This window comes from Butyrivibrio sp. XBB1001, from assembly GCF_000424505.1.
Lineage (GTDB): Bacteria > Bacillota > Clostridia > Lachnospirales > Lachnospiraceae > Butyrivibrio.
On sequence record NZ_AUKA01000002.1, the window covers coordinates 279364 to 304251 of the forward strand.

The following is a 24888-nucleotide window of genomic DNA, read 5'->3' on the forward strand; positions in this document are numbered from 1 at the left end:
CAATTCAGCTAGCATAATCTGATAGCCGTAGAAGATATAGATTAAGGTGATTACAATGAAGAATTTTGATAGAAAGATGATGAAACTCTACCTTGTGACAGACAGTACAGGGCTCTCAGAAGAAGTTTTTTTAGAGAAAGTAAGGGATGCCCTTGAGGGTGGAGTGACACTCATACAGCTAAGAGAAAAGAATAAGACCACAAGAGAGTACATGGAGCTTGCCACAAGGGTTCATGATATTACAAAAGAATTCGGCGTGCCTCTTATAATTGATGATCGAATTGATGTTGCCATGGCCATTGGAGCAGAAGGTGTGCACCTTGGCCAGAGCGATATGCCAATTGACATAGCAAGGAAAATTGTGGGAGATGACATGATAATTGGTGCTACCACAAAGACTGTTCCCCAGGCTCTTGAGGCATATAAAAACGGGGCAGATTATCTTGGAGTTGGCGCTATTTACCCCACAACCACCAAGGTTAAGACAGTGCTTACATCAGTAGATACGTTAAAAGATATCTGCGCAGCAGTTCCAATCCCTGCAAATGCCATAGGTGGCCTTAATAAGGATAACCTTGAGATACTTAAAGGCGCTCCAATAGCTGGAATTTGCGTCGTGTCAGCAATCATGAAGGCAGAGAATTCTGGGAAAGCAGCAAGGGAACTTCTTGCAGCTAGTACAGCACTAGATATTGCTGGAAGGTAAGGAAAAGATCATGAAACAAAAAACAGTGCTAACCATTGCAGGGAGCGATCCTTCGGGAGGAGCCGGAATTCAGGCTGACCTTAAGACCATGGAAGCCTTTGATGTATATGGTATGAGTGTTATCACGGCACTCACAGCTCAGAACACGCTGGGGGTGTCGGCGGTGATGAATGTTGAAACTGCATTTGTTGAAAAACAGCTTGAAGCAGTTTTATCAGACATACAACCAGATGCAGTAAAAATCGGCATGCTTCCTAATAGAAAAATTATGGAAGTTGTCTGCAAAACAGTTGATAAATACAAGATAAAAAATGTAGTGCTGGATCCAGTACTTAGTTCCACCTCAGGGACAGAGCTATCCAGAAATAGCGATCTGGAATACATGATAAAAGAGTTATTTAAAAGATGCACTCTTATAACGCCCAATATTCCTGAGGTAGAGAAAATAATAAAGAGCATATCCGCTATTTGTCAGGACCAGAGCTTTAAGAATATGTATATTTCATCTGGGGAAGATATGGAGTTAGCCGCCCGCATTATATCAGATTTCTGCGGCTACAGCGTTCTTATTAAGGGCGGACATAGCTCTTTTGCCGGAGATGATAGTTCAGATGATCTTCTCTATATAATGCCGGGTAGCCGGCGCATTTGGCTGTCTGGAAAAAGGATAGATAACAGCAATACCCATGGAACAGGCTGCACCTTATCAAGTGCCATTGCCTGTGGCCTTGCCAAGGGAATGACATTAGAAAAAGCTATGAGTCTTGCGAAAGACTATATAACAGAATGCATATCCATGGGGCTTGATTTGGGACATGGAAGAGGACCACTTTATCACTAATACATTTTAAAACCTATGAAAAAGGAAGGAAAATTATGGGAAATTATTCAACACAGATGGAAGCTGCAAGGAAAGGAATCATCACCAAAGAGATGGAGAAGGTTGCCAGGGATGAGTACCGCACTCCAGAGGAAATCAGAGATCTTGTGGCTAAGGGGCAGGTTGCAATCTGTGCCAACAAAAATCACAAGTGTTTGGAAGCAAAGGGCGTAGGTTCAATGCTCAGGACCAAGATAAATGTAAACCTTGGTGTATCAAGGGATTGCAAGGATTACAATATCGAGATGGAAAAGGTAATGGCAGCTGTAAATATGGGAGCTGACGCAATCATGGATCTTTCATCTCATGGAAATACACAGCCCTTTAGAAAAAAACTTGTTGAGGAGTGCCCTGTAATGTTGGGTACAGTTCCGGTTTATGACAGTGTTATTCATTACCAGAGGGATTTATCTGAGCTTACAGCCAAGGATTTTATAGATGTTATTAGACTTCATGCTCAGGACGGAGTTGATTTTGTAACTCTTCACTGCGGAATTACCAGAAAGACAATTGACCAGATCAAAAAGCACAAGAGAAAAATGAACATCGTATCTCGCGGAGGATCCCTTGTTTTTGCCTGGATGAGCATGACAGGGCAGGAAAATCCATTTTATGAGTACTATGATGAAATACTTGATATTTGCAGAGAGTACGATGTGACAATATCTCTTGGAGATGCCTGCAGACCTGGTTGCCTTGCTGATGCCAGTGATGTATGCCAGATAGAAGAGCTTGTAAGACTAGGCGAGCTTACAAAGAGAGCCTGGGAGAAGGATGTTCAGGTTATGGTTGAGGGCCCAGGCCACATGCCAATGGATCAGATTGAAGCAAATATGAAATTGCAGCAGACAATCTGCATGGGAGCGCCATTCTATGTATTGGGACCTCTTGTGACAGACATTGCTCCGGGCTATGACCACATTACATCTGCAATTGGAGGCGCCATTGCAGGAGCAGCAGGAGCAGCTTTTCTGTGTTATGTTACACCAGCTGAGCACCTGGCTCTTCCTAATGTTGACGATGTTAAGCAGGGAATAATTGCTTCCAAGATTGCAGCCCACGCAGCTGATATAGCAAAAAAAATACCTCATGCCATGGATATTGATAACAAGATGGCTGAGGCCAGAAAGGACTTTGACTGGGAAGGCCAGTGGGAGTGTGCAATTGATCCAGAGACAGCAAAGGCTATCAGAGCAGACAGAGCTCCAGAGTTTGATGATACCTGTTCTATGTGCGGCAAGTTCTGTGCAGTCCGCAGTATGAACAAGGCCCTTGCTGGAGAACATATCGATATCCTTTAAGAACAAAGAGTCGCTAGCGACTCTTTCGCGCCCGAGCGGTATTGCGAAGCAATAAAATTCATCTCCGCGAGGTGCGCATCCATTACTCTGTGTGGCTCGCACTAGCTTCGATAATACCTCAGCAAGTGCTCTGCTCAAGCGGAGCGCTTTTTATGATATAGGAATTTCGGAGAAATTTCCTAATATCATAAAAAAACAAGCTTAACATGAATACATGTTAAGCTTGTTTGACTTTTGACACCTATATCATTTATATAGCAGTCCAACCACCGTCAATGTAGAGTATTTGTCCTGTAGTATAGGAGGAAGCGTCAGACGCAAAGTAAAGAACTGCTCCGTTAAGCTCGCCCTCTCTACCAGCTCTTCCCATAGGGCAATAAGCTGCAGCAACAGGGTCAAAACCGCCTGTAGAAAGAATATCATTGGTCATCTCACTGCCAAAGTAAGCCGGTCCAATGGCATTAACTGTAATACCGCTCTTAGCCCATTCTACAGCAAGAGCCTTGGTCAGCATCTTAACTCCACCCTTAGCAGCTGCGTATGCAGGAACTGGCCAGGTAGTATTAGACATAACAACCTCGGAATGAAGAGATCCTACATTTATGATCTTGCCATAACCGTTCTTTAGCATTACTTTTCCCACTTCTCTTGCTACATAAAATACAGCATCGAGATTTGTTCCAAGAACGTTTCTCCAGGTTTCATCAGGAAGATCTGCTGCTGGAGTAGCATCTCCAACACCGGCATTGTTAACGAGAATATCAATCTTGCCATAATGCTCTTCAACTGCATTTACCATAGCACGAATTTCGTCTACCTTTAAAACGTCGCACTTATATGCGAAGCACTTAACCCCAAGAGCTTCGATATCTTTCTTGACAGCTTCAAGCCTTTCAAGACGGCGCGCGCAAATAGCAATGTCTGCACCCTGTTCAGCCAGCGCTTTTGCAAACTGAACTCCAAGGCCAGAAGATGCGCCTGTAACAAGTGCTACTTTTCCCGTGAGATCCAAAAGATTCTTCATTTCATACCCTCCATTGATAGTTATTTTGCATCACTTTTATACAATTATATCGGCCACATGTAAATACTGTCAATGGTGAGGTTTTTATTTGAATAGCGATAATCTATTGCTTCGTAATACCGCCCGGGCGACTCTTTGTTTTCTTAGGCTTCCTTGATCTCTACAAGTTCAATCTTGAAGTTGAGGTCCTTGCCTGCCATCTCGTGGTTGGCGTCAAATGTTACCTCTTCATCAGTTTTATCTTTTACCAAAACTGGAATTGGTCTTCCATACATATCCTGAAGATATACTCTCTGGCCAACAGAAAGGCCTTCAGAACCAGGAAGTTCAGAAATCTTGAGGGTGAATACTGCATCAGGATCAAATTCGCCGTAAGCTTCATTTGGTGTAAGGTGGATATCTACGATATCTCCGACATTCATCTCAGCAACAGCCTTGTCAAAACCATGAATCATCATGCCCATACCACATACGAATTCAAGAGGCTCTCCTCTGTCATAGGAAGAATCAAACTTCTCGCCATCGTTGAAGGTTCCAGTGTAGTGAACTCTGCAAGTCTTACCAACGTTCTTACCTTCAAACAAAGGCTCTGAGTGGCATCCGCTACATCCTCCGCAACCGCCACCGCAGCCGCCTTCCTCGTCATCACCATGGCAACCGCCGCAGCCACTTTCTTCCTCATCGCTGTGGCATCCACCACATCCGCCTTCTTCATCATGGCTACCACAGGAATGTCCATCCTCGTGGTCTCCACAAGTATGTCCTTCTCCGTGGTGATCACAGTTGATACCTGTATCCTCAAGTTCTCCCTTAAGGAAGCTCTCTACTGCCTTGTCTGCATCTCCTGATGCACCAGCACAAATCTTGATTCCGTTGTCTGAAAGTGCCTGATGAGCACCGCCACCAATACCACCGCAGATAAGCACATCAACTTCCTCACCTGCAAGAACATTTGCAAGAGCACCATGTCCCTGACCATTTGATGAGATTACTTCTGAAGAAACAATCTTGTCATTCTCTACATTGTAGATTTTGAAGCTCTCTGTATGTCCAAAGTGCTGGAACACTTCGCCGTTATCATAAGTTACTGCAATACGCATAAATATTTTCCTTTCATATTTGTATTTTTGAGTTACAAATTAAACCGCAACTACAAGATATTACCATATATGTTGACTATATTCAAACTAGAGGAGGACTGCATGCTTTTAGCTATGTCTGCATTTTCGTATAATAGAACAATTACTGGTTCCACCAATTCGATTAACTTGCTTATACGAAAGTGGTGGAAATAGGCAAATGCATATAAACAAGCTCCAAGACCGCTTTACACGAAAACGTAAAATTCATCAAATTCATATAATCCAGTGAAATCAAGCTATTACACGAAAAGTGAACTATAGGCAAAATCATATAAACAAGTTAAACAAGTCACAGAAACCAGTACATGTCTGGCTTACACGAAAATGGTGGAAATAGGCAAATGCATATAAACAAGCTTTAAGGCCGCTTTACACGAAATCGCAAAATTCATCAAATTCATATAATCCAGCGAAATCAAGCTATTACACGAAAAGTGAACTATAGGCAAAATCATATAAACAAGTTAAACAAGTCACAGAAACCAGTTCATGTCTGGCTTACACGAAAGTGGTGGAAATAGGCAAATGCACTTCTTCTTGACACAACAGCATAATGCTATGTATAGTAAGCTTAGGTTAAACGGTTAACTAAAACCTTACTGTATATAACCAGGCGTAAATGCCAAGTGCCTTATACCTGGCTGCAGAATCAATGGAGAGAAGTAGTGAATATAAGAGAAATCGCAAAGAGAGCAGGAGTTAGTACAGCTACTGTATCAAATGTAATAAATGGCAAGCTATCCAAGGTTTCCCAGGAAACCAAGGCCAAGATAGACGAGATCATAAAGGAGACAGGCTACAAGCCAAGTGTAATGGCAAGATCTCTGGTCAAAAAGGAGAGCAGACTCATTGGAGTTGTTGTTCCTTATCTTGGCAAGGATGAAGACTTTTTTACAAATCCCTATAATGCCCACATCATCGCCTCTTTAGAGAAATACATAAGGAGGAAGGACTACTACCTTATGCTAAGGTGCGTGGGGGATCCAAGAGAAATATTGCCTCTTTTGTCCTCCTGGAATGTAGATGGTGCCTTCTTTTTAGGTGTTTACAAGGATGAAGTTCCAGAAATCAGGAAGCAGATAGATATTCCAATTGTATATCTTGATACCTATGCACCAGGAGAGAAGATAGTGAACATCGGTATTGAGGACTATCGCGGAGGCTATCTGTCAGCCAGATATCTTATTGGGAAAGGCCACAAGAAGCTTGCCCTTGTTACTCCCGACATAGAATCAGAGGGAGTTATAAAGGAACGCTATAGAGGCTTTTCTGATGCCTGCAAGGAGGCAGGAGTTCCTCTTAAAAAAGGAAATATCTACTATTCAGAGTCTACCTATAACAGCGCAGTTGTGGTGGGTCAGGATATTGGAATCAACAGCGGTGACTTTACAGCTATAGCCTGCATGTCAGATATTGTGGCCTTTGGCGTTATTGAAGGACTCAAGCAGTGCGGGATCAGGGTGCCATATGATATGTCTGTGATAGGTTTTGATAATCTTCCTGACTGCGAACTAATGACACCTAAGCTTACTTCTGTTGCCCAGGATTTTGAGTGGAAAGCCAGAAAAGCCAGCGATTACCTCTTTAAAATGATAGAGAGCGGAGTGCAGATAACTGCTGATGAACGGCAGCATATAAGAGTCTATGAGAGGCAGTCTGTGAGATCTTTAAATGAATGATATTGAAGTGGTAAACAGATAACCTAAACACATATGTAAAACTAATAAAAAATTAGTCGTTTCTTCTGGGAGACGGCTATTTTTTTAGCTATAAAATGGAAAATCCCGTTAACGTGTTGACCGGAAAATTGTATTTGTTTATAGTCTTGGTAAACCGATTAACCAATTACTTTTTTATTTTATTTTTTGTTTTAAAAGGAGGATTTCACAAATGAAAGCTAAAAAAATTGGGGCCCTCATGCTGACAAGTGCTATTGCTCTTAGCACTGTAGCAGGATGTGGAGCAGAGCAGGCAAATTCTGCAAACGCAGATTCAAAGACTTCTGAGACAGCAACAGCTACTGCTGGTGATGCAGCTCCAGCTGCAGAAACTCAGGACGTAACACTTAAGATCTGGGTTCCTGAAGAGGAAGTAGATATTACTGATGAGATGGTTAAAAAGTTCGACGAAGCTCACGATGAGTTCAACATAACCTATGAAATTGCAGTTGTAGGTATAGACGAAGCGCCTCAGGCTCTTGGAACAGATGCAGATACAGCTGCTGATATTTTCTATACACCAAGCGGCGGTGTTGGTGATCTTGCTGCAAAGGGACTTTTACTTCCTATAACCAAGGATTTTGATGTTCTTGCTGCAGATCTTCCAGAAAGCGCTATAAACGCTGTAACAGTTGATGGACTTACATACGCAGTTCCATTTTCACCTAATACATTCTTTATGTACTACAACAAGGATTTCTTTACAGAGGAAGAGGTTAAGAGCCTTGACACAATGATGGCAAAAGACCTTGGTGATGGAATGTGGAACTTTAGTACACAGTTTACAAACTCCTGGTATGCAGAGATGTTCTTCCTTGGAAATGGCTGCACACTTTTCGGAGAAGATGGAACTGATGAGACAAACTGCTCATTTAACGATGCTAATGGATTTGCGGCAGGCCAGTACATGATTGACCTTGCTAAGAACCCTAAATACCTTGAGGATGCAGATGGCGTAGGCGGAAGTGCCTTCAAGGAAGGTAAGCTTGGCGCAGTAACAAGCGGAGCATGGAGTGCACCTGAATTTAGAGAGGCTCTTGGTGATAAGGTTGGAGCAGTTGCCCTTCCTGTAGCAAACATCGGCGGTAAGGATGTCCAGCTCTCTAACTTCGTAGATTTCAAGACTATCACAGTTAAGTCAAATACACAGTATCCTCTCTGCGCTCAGCAGCTTGCAGTATACATGGCAAGTCAGGAGAGCTGCCTTTCAAGATACAACAAGCAGGGTGATGTTCCTGTACTTAAGTCACTTTCAGAGAGCGATGAGATCAAGAATGATATCGTAGCCAGCGCCCTTAACGATCAGGCTGCTCTTGCAACTAACCAGCCAAGTATCGCCAAGATGGGCGATTACTGGGATCCTATGAAGGCCTTTGGTGTAGGTATTTACAACCAGGAGATCACAGAGGCTAATCTTCAGGCACAGCTCGATGCGCTTGTAGACAGCATCACAAGTACACTTACTGAGTAACTAAGAACACAATCCTTATTTAGTAGGGATCTGGTTCAGTAAGAATAATTACGGGCAAAGCATGTTGCATTCAACATGCTTTGTTCTTTCCAAAATAATATGTAGTACGACTCTTCAAACACAAAGAGGATTTTAAAATGAAGCTAGTAAACAACAGAAATATCATAACCACTTTTACCAAAGGGGATATTTTTTCAAAGCTGTCTTATTTGATAATGGGTCTTTCCAATATCAGAAACGGACAGGTTATAAAGGGACTTATATTTGCAACTATAGAAGCTCTTTACATAGCTTTTATGGTCATGACAGGCAATCACAACCTTCATATGATGAGGACTTTGGGTGAGAGCACTCAGGGCATGGTTTACAACGAGAGCCTTGGAATTTATGAAGTGACTAAGGGCGATAACTCCATGCTTATACTCCTTGAGGGCGTAATGACCCTTGTATTAACAGGGGCTTTCCTTGCAATCTGGCTCTTTTCCATATATTCAGGTGAGAAGGCAAGATCTGCAAGAGCACTTGGCAAAAGAGCTAACTCCTTCATTGAAGATATAAAGAGCCTTGCCAACGAAAATGTACACTTTTTGCTTTTGTCAGTTCCAGTACTGGGACTATCTATTTTTACAGTAATGCCAATTATATACATGATCCTGATGGCGTTTACGAACTATGACCAGGATCACCAGCCACCGGGAAATCTCTTTACCTGGGTTGGTATAAAGAACTTTTTTACGCTGCTATCAACTGGCGACAGGCTTTCAAACACTTTCTGGCCTGTGCTGGGATGGACCCTTATCTGGGGCTTTGCAGCCACCTTTTCCTGCTATTTTGGCGGAATGATCTTAGCAATGATAATAAATTCCAAAGGAATTAAATATAAAAAATTCTGGCGCACCGTTTTTGTTATAACCATGGCTATACCTGGATTCATCTCACTTAGAGTGGTTTCAACAATGCTGGGAGAAAGGGGAATCATAAATGTCCTCTTGCAGCAGTGGGGCTTTACAGAAGCTGCACTTCCATTCCTTACAAGTGTGACCTGGGCCAGAGTATCAGTTATCGTAGTTAACTTCTGGATCGGCGTTCCTGTAACTATGCTGATGGTTTCCGGAATCCTTATGAATATCCCGGGAGAACTCTATGAAAGTGCCAAGATTGACGGAGCAGGGCCGGTGACTATGTTTAGAAAGATCACATTTCCGTACATGTGGTTTGTGACAACTCCTTACATTATCGCTAACCTTATCAGTAACTTTAACAACTTTAACCCAATATACTTCCTGACAGGAGGAGAGCCGCTTACTCTTGATTACTTCAAGGGCGCAGGCAAGACAGATCTTCTTGTTACCTGGCTTTACAAGCTGACCAAGGATAGTAATGATTACAATCTTGCAGCAACAATAGGCATCATTATCTTTGTGATCTCAGCTGTGTTTACTCTTATTTCTTTCTCAAGGTCAGGCGCAATGAAGAATGAGGAGGGCTTCCAGTAATGAACAGACAAAATAAGATAGTTATAGGCTTAAACCTTGATAAGCACCTGTATGGAGTTATTGCAGCCATCCTTTCAGCGCTTTCTCTTTTCCTGCCCTACATTTCACTTGAAGGGGAAAAGAAATCCCTAGTTGCAGCCTGCATGGAGCTTGCAGGTCAGGATACTTTTTCAAGATCATATCTTTTTGTGTATATGACAGTGTTTTTTGCCGCAGTTTCGGCAGTAATGGCTGTAGTCAGCTTCTTTAAGACAACTGTAGCTTTAGTAAAGATATGGCAGTGCCTTCAGGCTATTTCTACAGTGTTCTGGGGACTTTTAATGTTCTCAACAAGGACAATCTGCAAGGCAGCAGGCATTTCAGGAAACTTTCTTAATAAGAATCTGGGATACGGCTATTGGCTTGGATTTGTCTTTTCCTTCGTGGCTCTTTTGCTTGTTATGAAGGTTACAAGGACAAACAGAGGATACATTGCACTTACAGTTCTTGGAGTTATCTGGCTCTTTCCAATTCTCTGGATTGTGCTGACAGCCTTTAGAGCAGAGCAGGGCTATTATGTAGGATACTTTATCCCACATGGATTTACCTTTGACAATTTTATAAACCTTTTTACAAATAACAGCGTACTTCCCTTTGGAAGATGGTGGCTCAACACTCTTATTGTTGCAACCTGCAGCTGCGTTATAAACACACTTATTGTGCTTGGAACCTCTTACGTTCTTAGTAGAACAAGATTTGCCGGAAGAAAAGCCTTCATGAATATCCTTATGATAATTGGTATGTTCCCTGGCTTTATGTCACTTATTGCCGTTTACAACATCTTAAAAGGCCTTGGACTTAATCAGTCTCTTATGGCGCTGATCGTTGTTAGTGCAGCTGGAGCAGCCATGGGCTATCACGTCAGCAAGGGCTTTTTTGACACTATTCCAAAGGCAATCGACGAGGCTGCAATCATCGACGGAGCATCAAGACTGCAGATCTTTTTACATGTGACTTTGCCACTTTCGAAGTCAATCATCGTGTACACAGTTCTGGGCGGATTTTTGGGAGCATGGTCTGACTACATTTTCCCAAGCATGCTCTTTGGTGACAAACAGAGTTCTTACACAGTAGCCGTAGGTCTTTTCTGGCTTACAGACTTTAAGAGAATTGACACCTACTATACACAGTTTGCGGCAGGAGCAGTGGTTGTTGCCCTTCCTATTGTGATCCTGTTTATCTGGCTTCAGAGATTTTATGTTGAGGGCTTGTCAGGTTCAGTTAAGGGATGATTTTTGAAAGGAAAGATATGAGTAGTTTTTTAGACAGTATATATAGCGATGGAACTTTAGGATTTGTAAGCAGCAAAACTCCGGCTCTTGGGGAAAAGATAAAGTTAAGGTTAAGACTACTTAACAACAGTCCTGTAGAAAAGATATTTGTCCGCAGGATCAGAAATGGGGCAGAAGAGTACATAGAGATGGCAAAAGAAAAGTCTGTTTCAGGCCTAAGTTATTATGTGGCAGAAACTGACATGAACGAGCCAAGGCTTTCTTACTATTTTGTCCTTGCCTGCAAAGATGTGATCTACTTTTACACTCAGGCTGGGGTATCAACCTATGTGCCTGATGACAGCCACAATTTTATCTTACTATCAAGCTCTGTTTACAAGGAACCGGAATGGGTTAAGGGGGCGGTATATTACCAGATTTTCCCCACAAGCTTTAAGGATCACTCTTTATACGGAGTTATAGAAAAAATTCCATATTTAAAGGAGCTTGGCGTAACAGCCGTTTACTTAAATCCAATATTTACAGCCCCAAGTCCGCACAAGTACGACTGTGCTGATTATTTCCATGTGGATGAGACACTTGGAGGAGATAAGGCTCTTGAAGCGCTCTCCAAGGCTCTTCACGAAAATGGAATGCGCATAATTCTTGATATTTCCATAAATCATACAGGACTTGAGCATACATGGGTCAAGGAAAAAAGGCACTTTTATTTTAAGGAAGATGACGGCTCTTTAAAGGGCTGGGCTGGCTTTAAGGGACTTCCTGTACTTGACTATAGAAACGAGGAGCTTAGAGACCTTATATACAGAAATAAGGACTCAGTCCTTAGAAAATGGCTGCGTCCTCCCTATGACGTGGATGGCTGGCGCTTTGACGTAGCTGACGTGTTTGGAAGAAATGATGACCTTCAGATGGCAGATCAGCTCTGGAGAGAAGTCTGCGGGGCAATAAGAGAAGAAAAAGAAGATGCAATGATAATAGGTGAGCATTGGGGAGATTGCAATGAATATTTGCAGGGAAATCTCTGGAATGCACCTATGAATTACTTTGGTTTTGGCAGGATCATGAGACAGTTTGCAGGACTAAAAGATCTTTTCCTTGAGAGAAATGAGACTCTAAAGGCGGTTGATTACAAGATGACTGCAAAAGATGTGGCAGCAAGAAGTGATGAGTATTACACAAGACTCCCACAGGTGGTAGCTGATTGCAGCATGAATCTATTCGATTCCCATGATGTTTCCAGAGTTCATAATAACTCTGAGATAGATTCAGATAGATGGAAGAGCATAGCTATTTCCCAGCTTCTTTTTACAGGAATACCCTGCATCTACTATGGAGATGAGCTTGGCATTGACGGATACATAGAACACGATAGCGGCTTTAGATATAACATGCCTTGGGAAGAGGAAGAAAGCCGTAAGTCTTCTGATTTCTTTAAGACTTATCAGAAGATAGCTCATCTTCGCAAGGAAAAAAGAGCCTTCGCTGAGGGCGGAAGAAAGATCCTCTATGCAGAGGGCAGGATCATTGCAATTGCAAGGTTTATGGAGGATGAAGTTTATATAGGAGTAATCTCCATGGAAGAGGAAGACGTAAAGATCGCACTTCCTGTAAATCTTGTAGGAGCCATAGAGCCCGAGGGAAACCTTGATGAATTTGGTATCTCTTTTGACGGCAAATGTCTTTTAGATGGAAGGTATGAACTTAATATCTGCGGCGGTACTTCGCTATTACTTAAAATGAGGACAGTTAAATGATCACAGGGGACAATTATCGTATTACAGTTCTGACAGACAGACTGGTGAGATTTGAATATAGCAAAACGGGGGTTTTTGAAGACAGGAAATCCTTCATGGTTGTAAACAGGGATTTTCCGGATATCAGTCTGGCAGTGCAAGACGGGGAGGATAGTCTTTTGATAGACACGGGTGCTCTACTCATAAACTATGATAAAGAGCCCTTTTCCTCCTACGGTCTTATTGTCGAGATAAAGGAAACCGGTAAAAAATGGAACTTTGGCGAGCTTTATGGTGATTTTTCAAATCTTGGAGGAACGGCCAGAACTCTTGACGATGCAGATGGGAGAGTTCCGCTTGAAAAGGGGATATTTGGCAAAAACGGCTATTCTGTTCTTGATGATAGCAAGTCTCCTATTTTTGAAAAGGGAGAATTTGTAAGCAGAACAGGGGATAACATCGATATATACTTCTTTGGCTATGGCACAGATTATTACGCAGGGCTTAGGGATTTTACAAGGCTCTGCGGTAAGATTCCAATGATTCCCAGATATGCCCTTGGCAACTGGTGGAGCAGGTATTACAGGTACTCAGAAGATAGTTACATGGAGGTTGTAAATAACTTTGCAAAAGAAAAGATTCCTCTTTCTGTGGCGGTTATTGACATGGACTGGCATGTGACAGAGGTTGACCCTAAATACGGCTCTGGCTGGACTGGGTATTCCTGGAATAAGGATCTTTTCCCGGATTATAGGAGGTTTCTTAAAAAGCTCCATGAAAACGGGCTTTCTGTTACTTTAAATCTTCATCCGGCAGATGGCATAAGGGCTTTTGAGGACATGTATGAGGATGTGGCAAAAGAGCTTTCTATTGATCCGGAAAGTGGCAAACCTTGCGAATTTGATTTTGGAGATAAAAAGTACAGGGATGCATATTTTAAGAAGGTAATGCATCCTTATGAAGCTGATGGTGTTGATTTTTGGTGGATTGACTGGCAGCAGGGCACAGGCAAAAAGAAAGATGATGTGGATCCACTTCTTCTTTTAAACCACTATCACTATAAGGATCAGGAAAATAGAAATAAAAGGCCCATGATCTTTTCAAGGTATGCTGGTCCTGGAAGCCACAGATATCCTGTTGGATTTTCTGGAGATTCTCATACTACCTGGAAAAGCCTTGATTTCCAGCCCTTCTTTACAAGTACAGCAAGTAATATAGCCTTTGGAACCTGGAGTCATGATATTGGCGGACATATGCTGGGGGACAAGGACCTTGACAGACTTATAAGATGGATCGAGTTTGGAGTTTTTTCTCCTATAATGAGGATCCATTCCAGCTGTAGTCCTTTCTTTAACAAGGAACCCTGGCTTCTTCCAGAACCCTACAGGAGCATTGTCAGGGACTTCATGCAGCTAAGGCATGCCCTGATCCCATATATCTATACAGAAAATCATAGGGCCTATGAGGAGTCAAAGCCTCTTATAAGGCCAATGTACTACGATTATCAAGACAGCCCTGAAAGCTATGAGGTACGAAATCAGTATGGCTTTGGAGATAACCTCCTTGTGTGTGCAGTAACAAGGCCTCAGGATCAGGAACTTAGACTTGGTAGCGTCAGGGCCCTTATTCCTAAGGGGCGCTGGTATGACATTTTTACAGGCGTTATATATAAGGGAGAGAGGCTTCAAAAGCTCTATAGAGAACTTTCGCAGATTCCGGTTCTTATGCCAGAAGGAGGAATTGTCCCACTGGCAGCAGGTGACCTTACAAAAAATACAACAGATAATCCTGCTGACTTAAAGGTCTTAATTGGTGGCGGCAAAAGTGGAAGCTACACCCTTTATGAGGATGACGGAAGCAGCATGGACTTTGAAAAGGGAGTCTTTGCAGAGACTGAGATTTCTTTTGAACATGACCTTGAAAATAAGACCATAAGCCTTCGCGTTTTAAAGGCCAGGGGAGATACAAGCCTCATTCCTGCAAAAAGAAATTACCGCTTTGAGATATATGGTGTCAGGGCGGAGGGCTTTTCTTTTGGCAAAGGAAGGACCATTGTTGAGGTTTCAGGCGCTGATGTAAACTCTGATACAGTATTTGAACTTAAAAATGTATATCTTTTACAAAATGACTATAAAGCCCTGGTCTTTGAAATCCTTGAAAGAGCGTGGATAGCCACAACTGACAAAGAAATGGTCTATGACAAATTGAATAATCTATCCAGGGATGCCTTTTATGACTGGATTTATACTGCAGACCTTTCAGAAAGCTTAAAGAATGCTATAATGGAATTTATCAAATAGCGCTTTAATTTTTTTCGGGGTGAGGTATAAATGAAGCAGTTTAACTATGAGTTTACCAGCGTAGATGAAGTCTCCAAGGCACTTGGACAGGTCTTTAACTATACAATAAAAAATCCTTACAGATCTATATTGTTTCATCTGTATTCGATATATTTTGACGATGAAAAGATAAGACAAGTACAGGATGCAATACTGGAGATGTATCCAAATGCCTGCATTGGTGGAACCAGCTCTAATGGAGATATATGCGACGGACATCTTGCTGATTATGGAATGGTAATGGCTGTGTCTGTATTTGAGAGTACAGATACGGAAGTTTACCTCCTTGAGTGCCCTGAAAATGGTGAGGCTTTAGTTGGCGAGAAGGTAAAAGAGATAATTGATGCCACCGAGAATATAAAGGCAGCGGAAATCCTGATCACTTTAAAGAGCATAAACTCTCATATTATCCTTAACACTGTAGAAAAGTGCAGGAAAGATGTTAAGATATTTGGCGGTGGAAGTGCTGATAAGGTAATATCAGGTACTGACACCTGTGTTATGAATGAGGATAAGGTCTGTCACGCGGGAGTACTTTTTGTTACCTACGCAGGAGATGAGTTGTGCGTTGATATAAGGCATGCCATAGGATGGAAGCCCCTTGGAAAGGATCTTACAGTTACCAAGATAGATGGCAAGAGGCTCTATGAGCTTGATGATGTTCCTGCAGCAGATATTTACAGCAAGTATCTTGATATTCATGCAGATGATGATTTCTTTTCCAATATGCTGGAGTTTCCTATCATGACAACTCAGCATGGCAAACACGTGCTAAGACTTCCGTTTTCCTGTGAATCATCCGATGGGTCTATAAATCTGGCGGCAGATATAGACAAGGGTACCAAGGTTAATCTTTCCTATGGCGACCCGGACGTTATAAAGGGTGATGTTGCAGAACTGACACAGCATGTAAGAAATTTTGCTCCACAGGCTATTTTCCTTTATTCCTGCGGAGTAAGAAGGCTCTACTGGAAGTATCTGATAAATAAAGAAACTGGACCCTTTAGCCAGATTGCCCCAGTCAGCGGCTTTTACTCAAGCGGTGAGATCATGAGGATGGATGATTATCTCATAGAGCACCATGTTACCCTTATTGCTATCAGTATGCGAGAGGGGGGCCGTGCCAAGGCTCAGCCTACAGGCGATGGCGACAGGCATATAGAGATGAGCGAGGAACAGAAGATCCATGGTCAGATTTCTATGGTCAGAAGGCTTGCCAACTTTATAAATGTTACGGCGGCAGAGCTCCGTGCAGCCAATGATGAACTTCAGCAGATGGCAGATACTGATGCTCTGACAGGTCTTTATAACAGACGAGTTGTAGATACCATCATAAGAGAGGCTGTTTCTCACTTTGTATCTTTTGACTTTGATGTTGTGCTGGGAATTATTGATATAGATGATTTTAAGGTCATAAATGATACCTATGGACATGCTGAGGGAGATAAGGTTTTAGTTGGAATCAGCGATATGTTAAGAAACCATGTGGCTTCTCAGAATAAGGCTATTATAGGTCGCTGGGGCGGAGAGGAATTTCTTTTTGTCATCCCTAGAATGTCAGTAGCTGAAGGCATTTCCTATATGGATAAGGTGAGAAAAGAAATAGAGGCCACGGTATTTGGTGATGCTGGGCACTGCACAGTGAGTATCGGCCTTACTGAATTTAAAAATGATGATACGGCTGATGACGTCTTTGGAAGAGCAGACGAAGCCCTCTATGAAGCAAAGAGGACAGGAAAAAATAAAATCTGTTCACAATAAGATAGTTTAGGCTTATAGTATATGATGATATATGTGTCTAAGGTCAAACATATATCATCATATTTTTTATTGGAGTGTAAAGACATTGTCACTTAGTTTACTAGTACTTTTTGATTTTATAGGAACGGTTGCGTTTGCCATATCAGGCGCCATTACCGGCATACAGAAGAGAATGGATATTTTTGGAGTTAATATCCTTGCTATTGTAACTGCCTGTGGAGGTGGTGTCCTTAGAGACATCATCATGGGAAGCTTTCCGCCCCAGATGTTCATAAATCCGTTCTATGTGCTGGTTGCTGCTATTGTAGCCAACATAGTTTTTGGAATCATGTATTTTCATAAGGGAATTCCCCAGAAATTTGCTGGCCTCTATGACAGGGGCTTATTTGTTTTTGATACTCTTGGGCTTGCAGCCTTCATGGTTGACGGAGTTATGCTAGGGGCCAATTTTGGATACGAGGATAACTTGTTTCTTCTTGTATTTCTAGGCTTTATAACTGGAGTTGGCGGAGGCGTTTTAAGAGACGTATTGTCAATCCAGATGCCAGCTATCTTTGTCAAGCATGTATATGCTCTTCCTGTTATTATTGGAGGAATCCTTATGGTGATCATGCATGAAATTATGGGAACCTGGAACGCAGCCATGATAAGCGCCTTTACGCTTGTTTTGGTCATGAGATGGCTTGCAAGGCATTTTCTTTGGAATCTTCCCAAGGTTAATCTTTGATCATAAGGAGCCGGGGTATTTCTTTTGATATTGGATAATATTTGTAAAAGTATCGAGGAGAAAAGTTATGAAAATCGAAAGAGTTACTGTAAGTGATGCCAGAGAGCTGCTTGATATATATGCTCCTTATGTTACTGACACGGCAATTACTTTTGAGTATGAAGTTCCATCATTGGAGGAATTTGAGAATCGGATAAAAAATATTTCTGCTAAATTCCCCTATATCAAGGCTGTGGATGATGACGGCCAGATAGTCGGCTATGCCTATGCTGGAACTTTTAAAGGGCGAAGCGCCTATGACTGGTCTGTTGAGACTACAATTTATCTGAAACAAGACTGTAAGCGAAAAGGCTACGGAACAAAGCTTTATGAAGCATTAGAGAAATCCCTCAAGGGAATGGGAATAATAAATGTTAATGCCTGCATTTCTTATCTTAGAGAAGGAAGGATAGATGAGCATCTGACCAATGACAGCATGCACTTCCATGAAAGACAGGGCTACAAGCTTGTGGGAACCTTCCATGACTGTGGCTACAAATTTGGCACCTGGTATGACATGATCTGGATGGAGAAGATGCTAGGGCCACATATAGATGAACCTACACCTGTGAAGTTTGGAAACTGGAATCTTTGATTCCAGTTTTTTTAACTAGTAAAATAGGCCGTTTTCAAGTATAATATAATATACAAAAATGCGCGTTGTCAGTGTAAATGACAGCTACTTTTTTATTATTATTTTGGGGCATTAGGATGCTCATAGGTAGGAGGTTTTATGGCAAAAAAGACTATGATGGAGGCTAATTGGAAGATTGGGGATCCAATGATCAATGAGAATGATTATTGGCAGGATCCGAATTACAAGGCAGAGGATCCTGAAAAAGAGAAGCTTGTTCTTAAGTTGGCAACACTTATTACAGATAGATATGTAAAGAAGTTTACGAACAAGATCAACAATAGAGACCCAGAGTACTGGATGCTTGATCTTATCCTTAACAAGGAACAGGTTAAGTTCCTTTTGAATTTCAAGAAGACCAGAGTTCCATATTCAATTGAGGAACTGGCTCAGATGAACAACATGACTGTTGATAAGACAAAAGAGATGGTTGAGAGACTTAGATGGATAGGAATCATTGAGCAGAACAGGGCCAAGACTCCTGACAAGCATCTGCAGTATGAACTTCCTATTTTTGTACCAGGTTCAGCAGAGTTTATGATGATGCAGGAGAAGCTCACAGATGAGTTCCCTCAGCTTGCTACATTCTTTAACCTTATGACACAGCTTCCACTTGCTGGTATCACACAGATGGTTCCTCCAGGAGGTGCTGGCGTTGGTATGCACGTTATTCCAGTTGAGAAGGCTATCTCACTTGAGAATCAGTCAGTGCCTGTTGAGCACTTATCACGTTGGATCGACATGTATGACAAGTATGGTATCTCAGAGTGCTCTTGTCGTAAGCAGCAGGCTATGCGTGGTGAGGGTTCAGGTGAAATTCGTGGCGATTATTGTATCGGTATGGGTGACATGGCTGAGTACATGGACGACCGTGGAATTGGTCACTACATTTCCAAGGAAGAAGTATATGAGATCCTTGAGCGTGCTGAGAGACATGGCTATGTTCACCAGATCACTAATATTGATGGCGAGGGCAAGATCGTTGCTATTTGTAACTGTGCTCCTGGTGTATGTAATGCTCTTAGAACTTCACAGCTCTTTAACACACCTAATATGTCTGCATCTGCTTACAGAGCACACGTTGAGAAGGATAAGTGTGTTGCCTGCGGTAAGTGCGTAGAGGTATGTCCTGTAGGAGCTGCCAAGCTTGGACAGAAACTTTGCAAGAAGAATGGCGCAGAGGTTAAATATCCTAAGACAGAGCTTCCTGATAATAAGAAGTGGGGACCTGAGAAGTGGAACTACAACTATAGAGATGATGCTAAGATTAACTGCTATGAGACTGGTACAGCACCTTGTAAGACAGCTTGCCCAGTACACCTTTCTGTACAGGGTTATATCAAGATGGCAGCTGAGGGCAGATATGAGGACGCTCTTAAGCTTATCAAGCAGGATAACCCATTCCCATATATCTGTGGCGCTGTATGTAACAGACGTTGTGAGGATGCATGTACAAGAGGTACAGTGGATCAGCCACTTGCAATTGACGAGATCAAGAAGTTCATCGCTTCTCTTGAGCTCAAGGCAGATAAGAGATACATTCCTCTTTGTGAGAAGCATGATGGTGGAATGTGGAGCGACGAGTACAAGGTAGCAGTTATCGGAGCTGGCCCAGCAGGTCTTTCTGCAGCTTATTATCTGAGACTTAACGGATATCCTGTAACAGTATTTGAAAAAGAGAAGAGACCAGGCGGAATGCTTATGAATGGTATTCCAAGCTATCGTCTTGAAAAAGATATAATTGATGCCGAGATTGATGTTATCAGACAGATGGGCGTTGAATTTAAGTGCGGCGTAGAAGTGGGCAAGGACGTTACTATCCAGAGCCTTAGAAAAGAAGGCTACAAGGCATTCTTCATCGCTATCGGTATGCAGGGCGGAAGACTTGCAGGTATCCCTGGAGAGACAGCTGAGGGCGTTCAGACAGGTGTTGACTTCCTTCGCAATATCAACCAGGATCATTCAATCAAATTAAATGGCGCTACAGTAGTTGTCGGCGGTGGTAACGTTGCTATTGACGTAGCAAGGACTGCTGTAAGAGCCGGAGCTTCCAAGGTTACTATGCTGTGTCTTGAGAGTGCAGCAGAAATGCCAGCTGCCAAGGATGAAGTAGCAGAAGCCAAGGAAGAAGGCATAGAAGTAATGAACGGTTGGGGACCCAAGGAAGTTGTTACTGACAAGGGCCGCGTAAAGGCTGTTATTTTCAAAAAGTGTGTAAGCGTATTTGATGAGCAGCACAGGTTTAGTCCTAAGTACGATGAGAATGAGACAATAGAGATTCCTTGTGAGAATCTTCTTCTCTCAATCGGACAGTCAGTACAGTGGGGTAACCTTCTTGATGGAACCAAGGTTGAACTTAACAGAAACGGCACAGCTATCGCAGATGCACTTACAAGACAGACTGCAGAGCCTGATATCTTTGTAGGTGGTGATGTATTTACTGGTGCAAGATTTGCTATTGATGCTATTGCAGGCGGTAGAGAAGGATATGTTTCTATCAACCGTTTCGTCCACAAAGGAAACAGACTCGACCTTGCTAGAGACAGAAGAGAGTTCATCGAACTTGACAAGGATGATATCAAGGTAGAGAATTTTGACAATGCACAGAGACAGATCCCAGGTAAGAAGGCTGGAGTAGCCAAGGATACTTTCGAGGATCTCAGACTTACACTTACAGAGGAGCAGGTCAAGACTGAGGCAGCAAGATGCCTTGGCTGCGGCGCTACAACAGTTGATGAGAACCGTTGTATCGGTTGCGGACTCTGCACAACGAAGTGTGAATTTGACGCGATTCACCTTACAAGAGATATGCCAGCAGCCAGCACAATGGTAAGGGCTGAGGACAAATTCTCCAAGGTTGGTCCATATGCAGTTAAGAGAGCCGGCAAGATCGTCATCAATAAGATCACTGGCGGAAAGTAATGGAGGTACAAAAAATGGATTATATGGCTAGGTACAATGAGTGGCTTGAGAAACTATCAGATTCTGACCCACTTAAGGCTGAACTTGAGTCTATTAAGGGTAATGACAAGGAAATAGAGGATAGATTCTATCAGGATCTTTCTTTTGGTACTGCTGGTCTTCGCGGCAAGGTTGGCGCAGGTACTAACAGAATGAACTTCCTGACAGTAGGTAAGGCTTCTCAGGGCGTAGCTGACTATATCGTTTCCAAGGGTAAAGAGGCTTGTGAGAAGGGTGTTATCATTGCTCATGATCCAAGACATTTCTCTAAGGAGTTTTCACAGCTTGCAGCTGGTATTTTTGCGGCAAACGGGATCAAGGTTTATACATTCCCTGATCTTCGTCCTACACCTGAGCTTGCTTTTATGATCAGAAGACTGGGAACAGTTTCTGGTATCAATATCACAGCATCTCACAATCCAAGAGAGTACAATGGCTATAAGGCTTACTGGGATGACGGATGTCAGGTTTCTGCTGATGTAGCCGATGGAATGACAGAGAAGATCAATGCTGTAGATATCTGGTCAGGCATCAAGACATCTGACTTTGAGGAAGGTGTTAAGGCTGGCAAGATCACAGTTCTAGGACCTGAGTATGATAGAGAATATCTTGATAAGATTGAGGGAATGGCTATCCATGAGGGCGATGAACTTGACCTTACAATTCCTCTTGTATACACACCTCTTAATGGATGCGGTTCAATTCCATTTAGACAGATGCTGACAGATAGAGGATTCACTAACTGGAAGATAGTTCCAGAGCAGGAGAATCCTGATCCTGACTTTACAACAGTTGGATATCCTAACCCAGAGGATACTAAGGCATTTAAGCTTAGTGAGCAGTACGGAAGAGAGTTTGGAGCTGAGCTTTTAATGGCGACAGATCCCGACTCTGACAGATTTGCCATTGAGATAAGAGATGACAACGGCAATTACATTCCACTTAACGGTAACCAGACAGGATATCTTCTTGTTAACTATGTACTTGAGGGACGTAAGGATGCTGGAACACTTCCTGCTAAGGGAGCAATGGTCAAGTCTATTGTAACTTCAACTCTTTCAACTATCATGGCAAAGGCTTATGGCGTTGAGATGTTTGAAACTCTTACAGGATTTAAGAATATTTGTGGTAAGATCCCTTATCTTCACGAAAATGGCTACACATATCTCTTTGGATATGAAGAATCAGTTGGATATGCGGTATGTGAGGACATTCGTGACAAGGATGGTATTTCTGCAGGTATGCTTGTTGCAGAGGCAGCAGCTTACTACCGCAAGCAGGGCAAGACTTTGTGGGATGTTCTTCAGGAAATCTATGCTAAATATGGATTTTTTGCAGAGGATGAACCTAATATGGTCCTCGAGGGTATTCCTGGAGCACAGCGTATTCAGCGCATGATGAAGTGGTTTAGAGAAAACCTTCCTACACAGGTTGCTGGTGCCAAGGTTGAGAAAGTCATTGATTATATCAATGGTTATGAGGATATTCCACCTCAGAACGCCATCAGACTTTTCCTTGATAATGGTTCATGGTTTGCTGTAAGACCATCTGGTACAGAGCCTAAGATCAAATTCTATTTCTACTCCAACAGAGATAGCAGAGAGAACGCTCTTGAGACTAACAAGAAGATCAAGGAAGAAATATTTGCACTGATCAATTCAGTAGAATAAGAAATTTATGAATAAATATAAGTACGGCAAAGAAGTTTTTAGAAAAACACTACATATGCTGGTTTTGGCTGGAATTATAGCCTGGTCTCATTATTATGATGATTGGCGCTATAGTGCTGTGGTGTTTTTGCTTGCCGTACTTATTTTATTTCCACTTGTGTATCTTTTATCTAAGATTCCCGGGGCATCAGCTTTCTTTAATGCCAGGAAAAAGGGCGAATTTAGTTATTCTATGATGGCTCTTGCAATAATGTATGCGATTGTTTGCAGTGTGTGCTGGGGCTTTTTGGGAGAAAGACTCCTTGCCATAGCCTGTATAGTTGCCTGGGGGCCTGGAGATGCGGCAGCAGCCCTTATTGGAAAAGCCTTTGGAAGGCACAAGATAAGAAAAGATAAAAAGAAATCCTTAGAAGGCAGTATGGCTATGTTTCTTTTTAGCTTTCTATCGGTCCTTATTACCCTTATAGTTTATGATAAGTATTCTCTTTTGGCGACGGTGATAGTATCGCTTATTACTGCCGTTGCAAGCACTCTGGCAGAGCTCTTTGATACAAGAGGCTATGATACCTTTTATTGCCCTGTTGCGGCTATGATAGTTCTTTTTATAGGGGAACTTATTCTGAGATAGGAGACGGATCAGATAATGCAGAAGTCTGACAATAAACAGAACACCAAGAGCGGATTTAGAACGCTCCTTTTATCGGTTATATTAAGCTCACCCGGACCTTTAATATTGGGAATTGGACTTACAATTGGCAGGAGTTCCACCCAGGTCTCTGACTTTACAAGGAGAAGTGCAGAGCTTCTTGCGATAATTGCAGCTTTTGTGGTTTATCTTATTACTAACAGAGATGGTTTTGATGAAGACAGGAAGAAAAAACTCGAGAAAAAGAGCAATATCTTTGTGGGAATCATTATGTGTATTAGTGGCATCAGTATGATCATCATGGCTTTTGCATCTGGAACAGAAGACAAGGGAAATGTCCTTCCAGCCTTTGTAATTGCCCTGTTCGGAGTAATAGCCAATACACTTTTCTGGAGAAAATATTCAAGGCTTTATGCAGAGCAGAAAAACACCATTTTAGGAGTTCAGGCAAGACTCTATGGAGCCAAGTCTATTGTTGATACCTGCGTTACATTGACGCTTTTTGTGGTAGCCATTTGGCCTGGATCTCTTGTTTCTCATTACTTTGATATTTTGGGGTCGGTACTTGTCTCTGCATATATGATAAAAAGCGGAATTAAGACAATAAAAGAGGCGCTGTGAGCAAAGTCACATGCGCCTCTATATTTTTGGAAATTATTATTTTATTTAGTTTCCGTTGGAATCATCATAGGATTCAACATTTGTTACTATCCATGAGTCTGTTTCAGTATTTTTTTCTAATGTAAGGACCATGGCATAGGTCATTTCCTGAGAATTTGCAATCTCATCTTCATAAATCTGCAAGATCAGCATTAGCATGTCATTATAGACCTTATTATTGGCAGCAGCCGCATCCTCGTCTGAGAGGGTCTGGATTTCTTCTGCGTGGTCTGTGGCGTAGCTGTCCTTGGCCTTCTCAATCTCAGCAGATACCTTGTCGCTACTTATCACATCAACTGCAAAGGATGTCTTAACTGTAGCAGTGCAGGTTGCAGTAGTTGTCTCACCTTTGGTAATTTCAACATTGGAAACTGAGTAGTCTTGTATCATGTCAGAAAATAGGCCACAGAATTCATCAAGTTTATTCTTGGATTCTTCTGTAAGTTCAATGTTCTCTGTGTCGGAAATAAATTTGCCAGAAAGATATTCTGCGTCAAAGAGCTGAACAAAATCACCAGCTGCAACTTCAGAAGTAGCATATTTGCTGATATCTTCCTCTGAATCAGAGGCAACAATTGCAAGAAATGTGGTAGCACAGTCATTAACTGACTGCTTGTCCTGAGAAGTACAACCTGTTAGAGATGATATAGAAATAAGGGCAGCCATAGTCAGCCCTGTAAGTTTTTTAATATTTATATTCATAAAA

19 protein-coding genes are annotated in these 24888 nt (G+C 42.2%); 16 read left to right on the forward strand and 3 right to left on the reverse strand.

Annotated features, from left to right (window positions below; all coding sequences use genetic code 11):
- Nucleotides 1–55: 55 nt before the first annotated feature.
- From thiE to thiC, 3 genes are read left to right on the forward strand one after another with little or no spacing between them, the layout of a single operon-like run.
- Nucleotides 56–706 (forward strand): thiamine phosphate synthase, encoded by a 651-nt coding sequence (gene thiE, locus G631_RS0104140; RefSeq protein ID WP_026488374.1) that lies wholly within the window; start codon nucleotides 56–58, stop codon nucleotides 704–706.
- Nucleotides 707–716: 10 nt separating this feature from the next.
- On the forward strand, nucleotides 717–1547 hold the full coding sequence (gene thiD / locus G631_RS0104145; protein WP_035789297.1) for a bifunctional hydroxymethylpyrimidine kinase/phosphomethylpyrimidine kinase: 831 nt from the start codon (nucleotides 717–719) through the stop codon (nucleotides 1545–1547).
- A 35-nt stretch (nucleotides 1548–1582) separates the two neighbouring features.
- Nucleotides 1583–2887, forward strand: a complete 1305-nt coding sequence (gene thiC / locus G631_RS0104150; protein WP_026488376.1) for a phosphomethylpyrimidine synthase ThiC — start codon at nucleotides 1583–1585, stop codon at nucleotides 2885–2887.
- Nucleotides 2888–3137: 250 nt separating this feature from the next.
- Here thiC and G631_RS0104155 read toward each other — a convergent pair whose 3' ends face one another.
- The gene (locus G631_RS0104155) at nucleotides 3138–3911 is read right to left on the reverse strand and encodes an SDR family oxidoreductase (protein ID WP_026488377.1); all 774 of its coding nucleotides are present in this window, start codon (nucleotides 3909–3911) and stop codon (nucleotides 3138–3140) included.
- Nucleotides 3912–4054: 143 nt separating this feature from the next.
- Nucleotides 4055–5011: an FKBP-type peptidyl-prolyl cis-trans isomerase gene (locus G631_RS0104160; RefSeq protein ID WP_026488378.1), complete on the reverse strand. Its 957-nt coding sequence runs from the start codon at nucleotides 5009–5011 to the stop codon at nucleotides 4055–4057.
- Between the two features lie 707 nt (nucleotides 5012–5718).
- On the opposite strand from G631_RS0104160, the gene G631_RS0104165 reads away from it, so the two are divergent.
- The 13 genes from G631_RS0104165 to G631_RS0104225 all read left to right on the forward strand — a co-directional run bounded on the left by G631_RS0104165 (nucleotide 5719) and on the right by G631_RS0104225 (nucleotide 24143).
- Nucleotides 5719–6732, forward strand: coding sequence for a LacI family DNA-binding transcriptional regulator (locus G631_RS0104165; RefSeq protein WP_051196816.1), 1014 nt, complete (start codon nucleotides 5719–5721; stop codon nucleotides 6730–6732).
- A 211-nt stretch (nucleotides 6733–6943) separates the two neighbouring features.
- Nucleotides 6944–8242 (forward strand): extracellular solute-binding protein, encoded by a 1299-nt coding sequence (locus tag G631_RS0104170; RefSeq protein ID WP_026488380.1) that lies wholly within the window; start codon nucleotides 6944–6946, stop codon nucleotides 8240–8242.
- A gap of 137 nt (nucleotides 8243–8379) precedes the next feature.
- Entirely contained in the window at nucleotides 8380–9738 is a 1359-nt protein-coding gene (locus G631_RS0104175; protein WP_051196818.1) for a carbohydrate ABC transporter permease, read from the forward strand.
- Nucleotides 9738–11009, forward strand: a complete 1272-nt coding sequence (locus G631_RS0104180; RefSeq protein ID WP_081671230.1) for a sugar ABC transporter permease — start codon at nucleotides 9738–9740, stop codon at nucleotides 11007–11009. The genes G631_RS0104175 and G631_RS0104180 overlap by 1 nt, the downstream gene beginning before the upstream one ends.
- Nucleotides 11010–11026: 17 nt before the next feature.
- Nucleotides 11027–12766 (forward strand): alpha-amylase family glycosyl hydrolase, encoded by a 1740-nt coding sequence (locus G631_RS0104185; RefSeq protein WP_196803812.1) that lies wholly within the window; start codon nucleotides 11027–11029, stop codon nucleotides 12764–12766.
- Nucleotides 12763–15045: a glycoside hydrolase family 31 protein gene (locus G631_RS17950; RefSeq protein WP_035789298.1), complete on the forward strand. Its 2283-nt coding sequence runs from the start codon at nucleotides 12763–12765 to the stop codon at nucleotides 15043–15045. The genes G631_RS0104185 and G631_RS17950 overlap by 4 nt, the downstream gene beginning before the upstream one ends.
- Before the next feature lie 30 nt (nucleotides 15046–15075).
- Nucleotides 15076–16845: a sensor domain-containing diguanylate cyclase gene (locus G631_RS0104195; RefSeq protein ID WP_026488384.1), complete on the forward strand. Its 1770-nt coding sequence runs from the start codon at nucleotides 15076–15078 to the stop codon at nucleotides 16843–16845.
- Between the two features lie 85 nt (nucleotides 16846–16930).
- On the forward strand, nucleotides 16931–17572 hold the full coding sequence (locus G631_RS0104200) for a trimeric intracellular cation channel family protein (RefSeq protein ID WP_026488385.1): 642 nt from the start codon (nucleotides 16931–16933) through the stop codon (nucleotides 17570–17572).
- A 67-nt stretch (nucleotides 17573–17639) separates the two neighbouring features.
- Nucleotides 17640–18206 (forward strand): GNAT family N-acetyltransferase, encoded by a 567-nt coding sequence (locus G631_RS0104205; protein ID WP_026488386.1) that lies wholly within the window; start codon nucleotides 17640–17642, stop codon nucleotides 18204–18206.
- Between the two features lie 186 nt (nucleotides 18207–18392).
- Nucleotides 18393–21167, forward strand: a complete 2775-nt coding sequence (locus G631_RS0104210; protein ID WP_051196858.1) for an FAD-dependent oxidoreductase — start codon at nucleotides 18393–18395, stop codon at nucleotides 21165–21167.
- A 14-nt stretch (nucleotides 21168–21181) separates the two neighbouring features.
- On the forward strand, nucleotides 21182–22876 hold the full coding sequence (locus G631_RS0104215; protein ID WP_026488388.1) for a phospho-sugar mutase: 1695 nt from the start codon (nucleotides 21182–21184) through the stop codon (nucleotides 22874–22876).
- A gap of 7 nt (nucleotides 22877–22883) precedes the next feature.
- Nucleotides 22884–23504: a diacylglycerol/polyprenol kinase family protein gene (locus tag G631_RS17955; RefSeq protein WP_051196820.1), complete on the forward strand. Its 621-nt coding sequence runs from the start codon at nucleotides 22884–22886 to the stop codon at nucleotides 23502–23504.
- 15 nt (nucleotides 23505–23519) lie between these two features.
- The gene (locus G631_RS0104225; RefSeq protein ID WP_035789299.1) at nucleotides 23520–24143 is read left to right on the forward strand and encodes a cation transporter; all 624 of its coding nucleotides are present in this window, start codon (nucleotides 23520–23522) and stop codon (nucleotides 24141–24143) included.
- Between the two features lie 45 nt (nucleotides 24144–24188).
- Here G631_RS0104225 and G631_RS0104230 read toward each other — a convergent pair whose 3' ends face one another.
- Nucleotides 24189–24884 (reverse strand): hypothetical protein, encoded by a 696-nt coding sequence (locus tag G631_RS0104230; protein ID WP_026488390.1) that lies wholly within the window; start codon nucleotides 24882–24884, stop codon nucleotides 24189–24191.
- Nucleotides 24885–24888 lie beyond the last annotated feature (4 nt).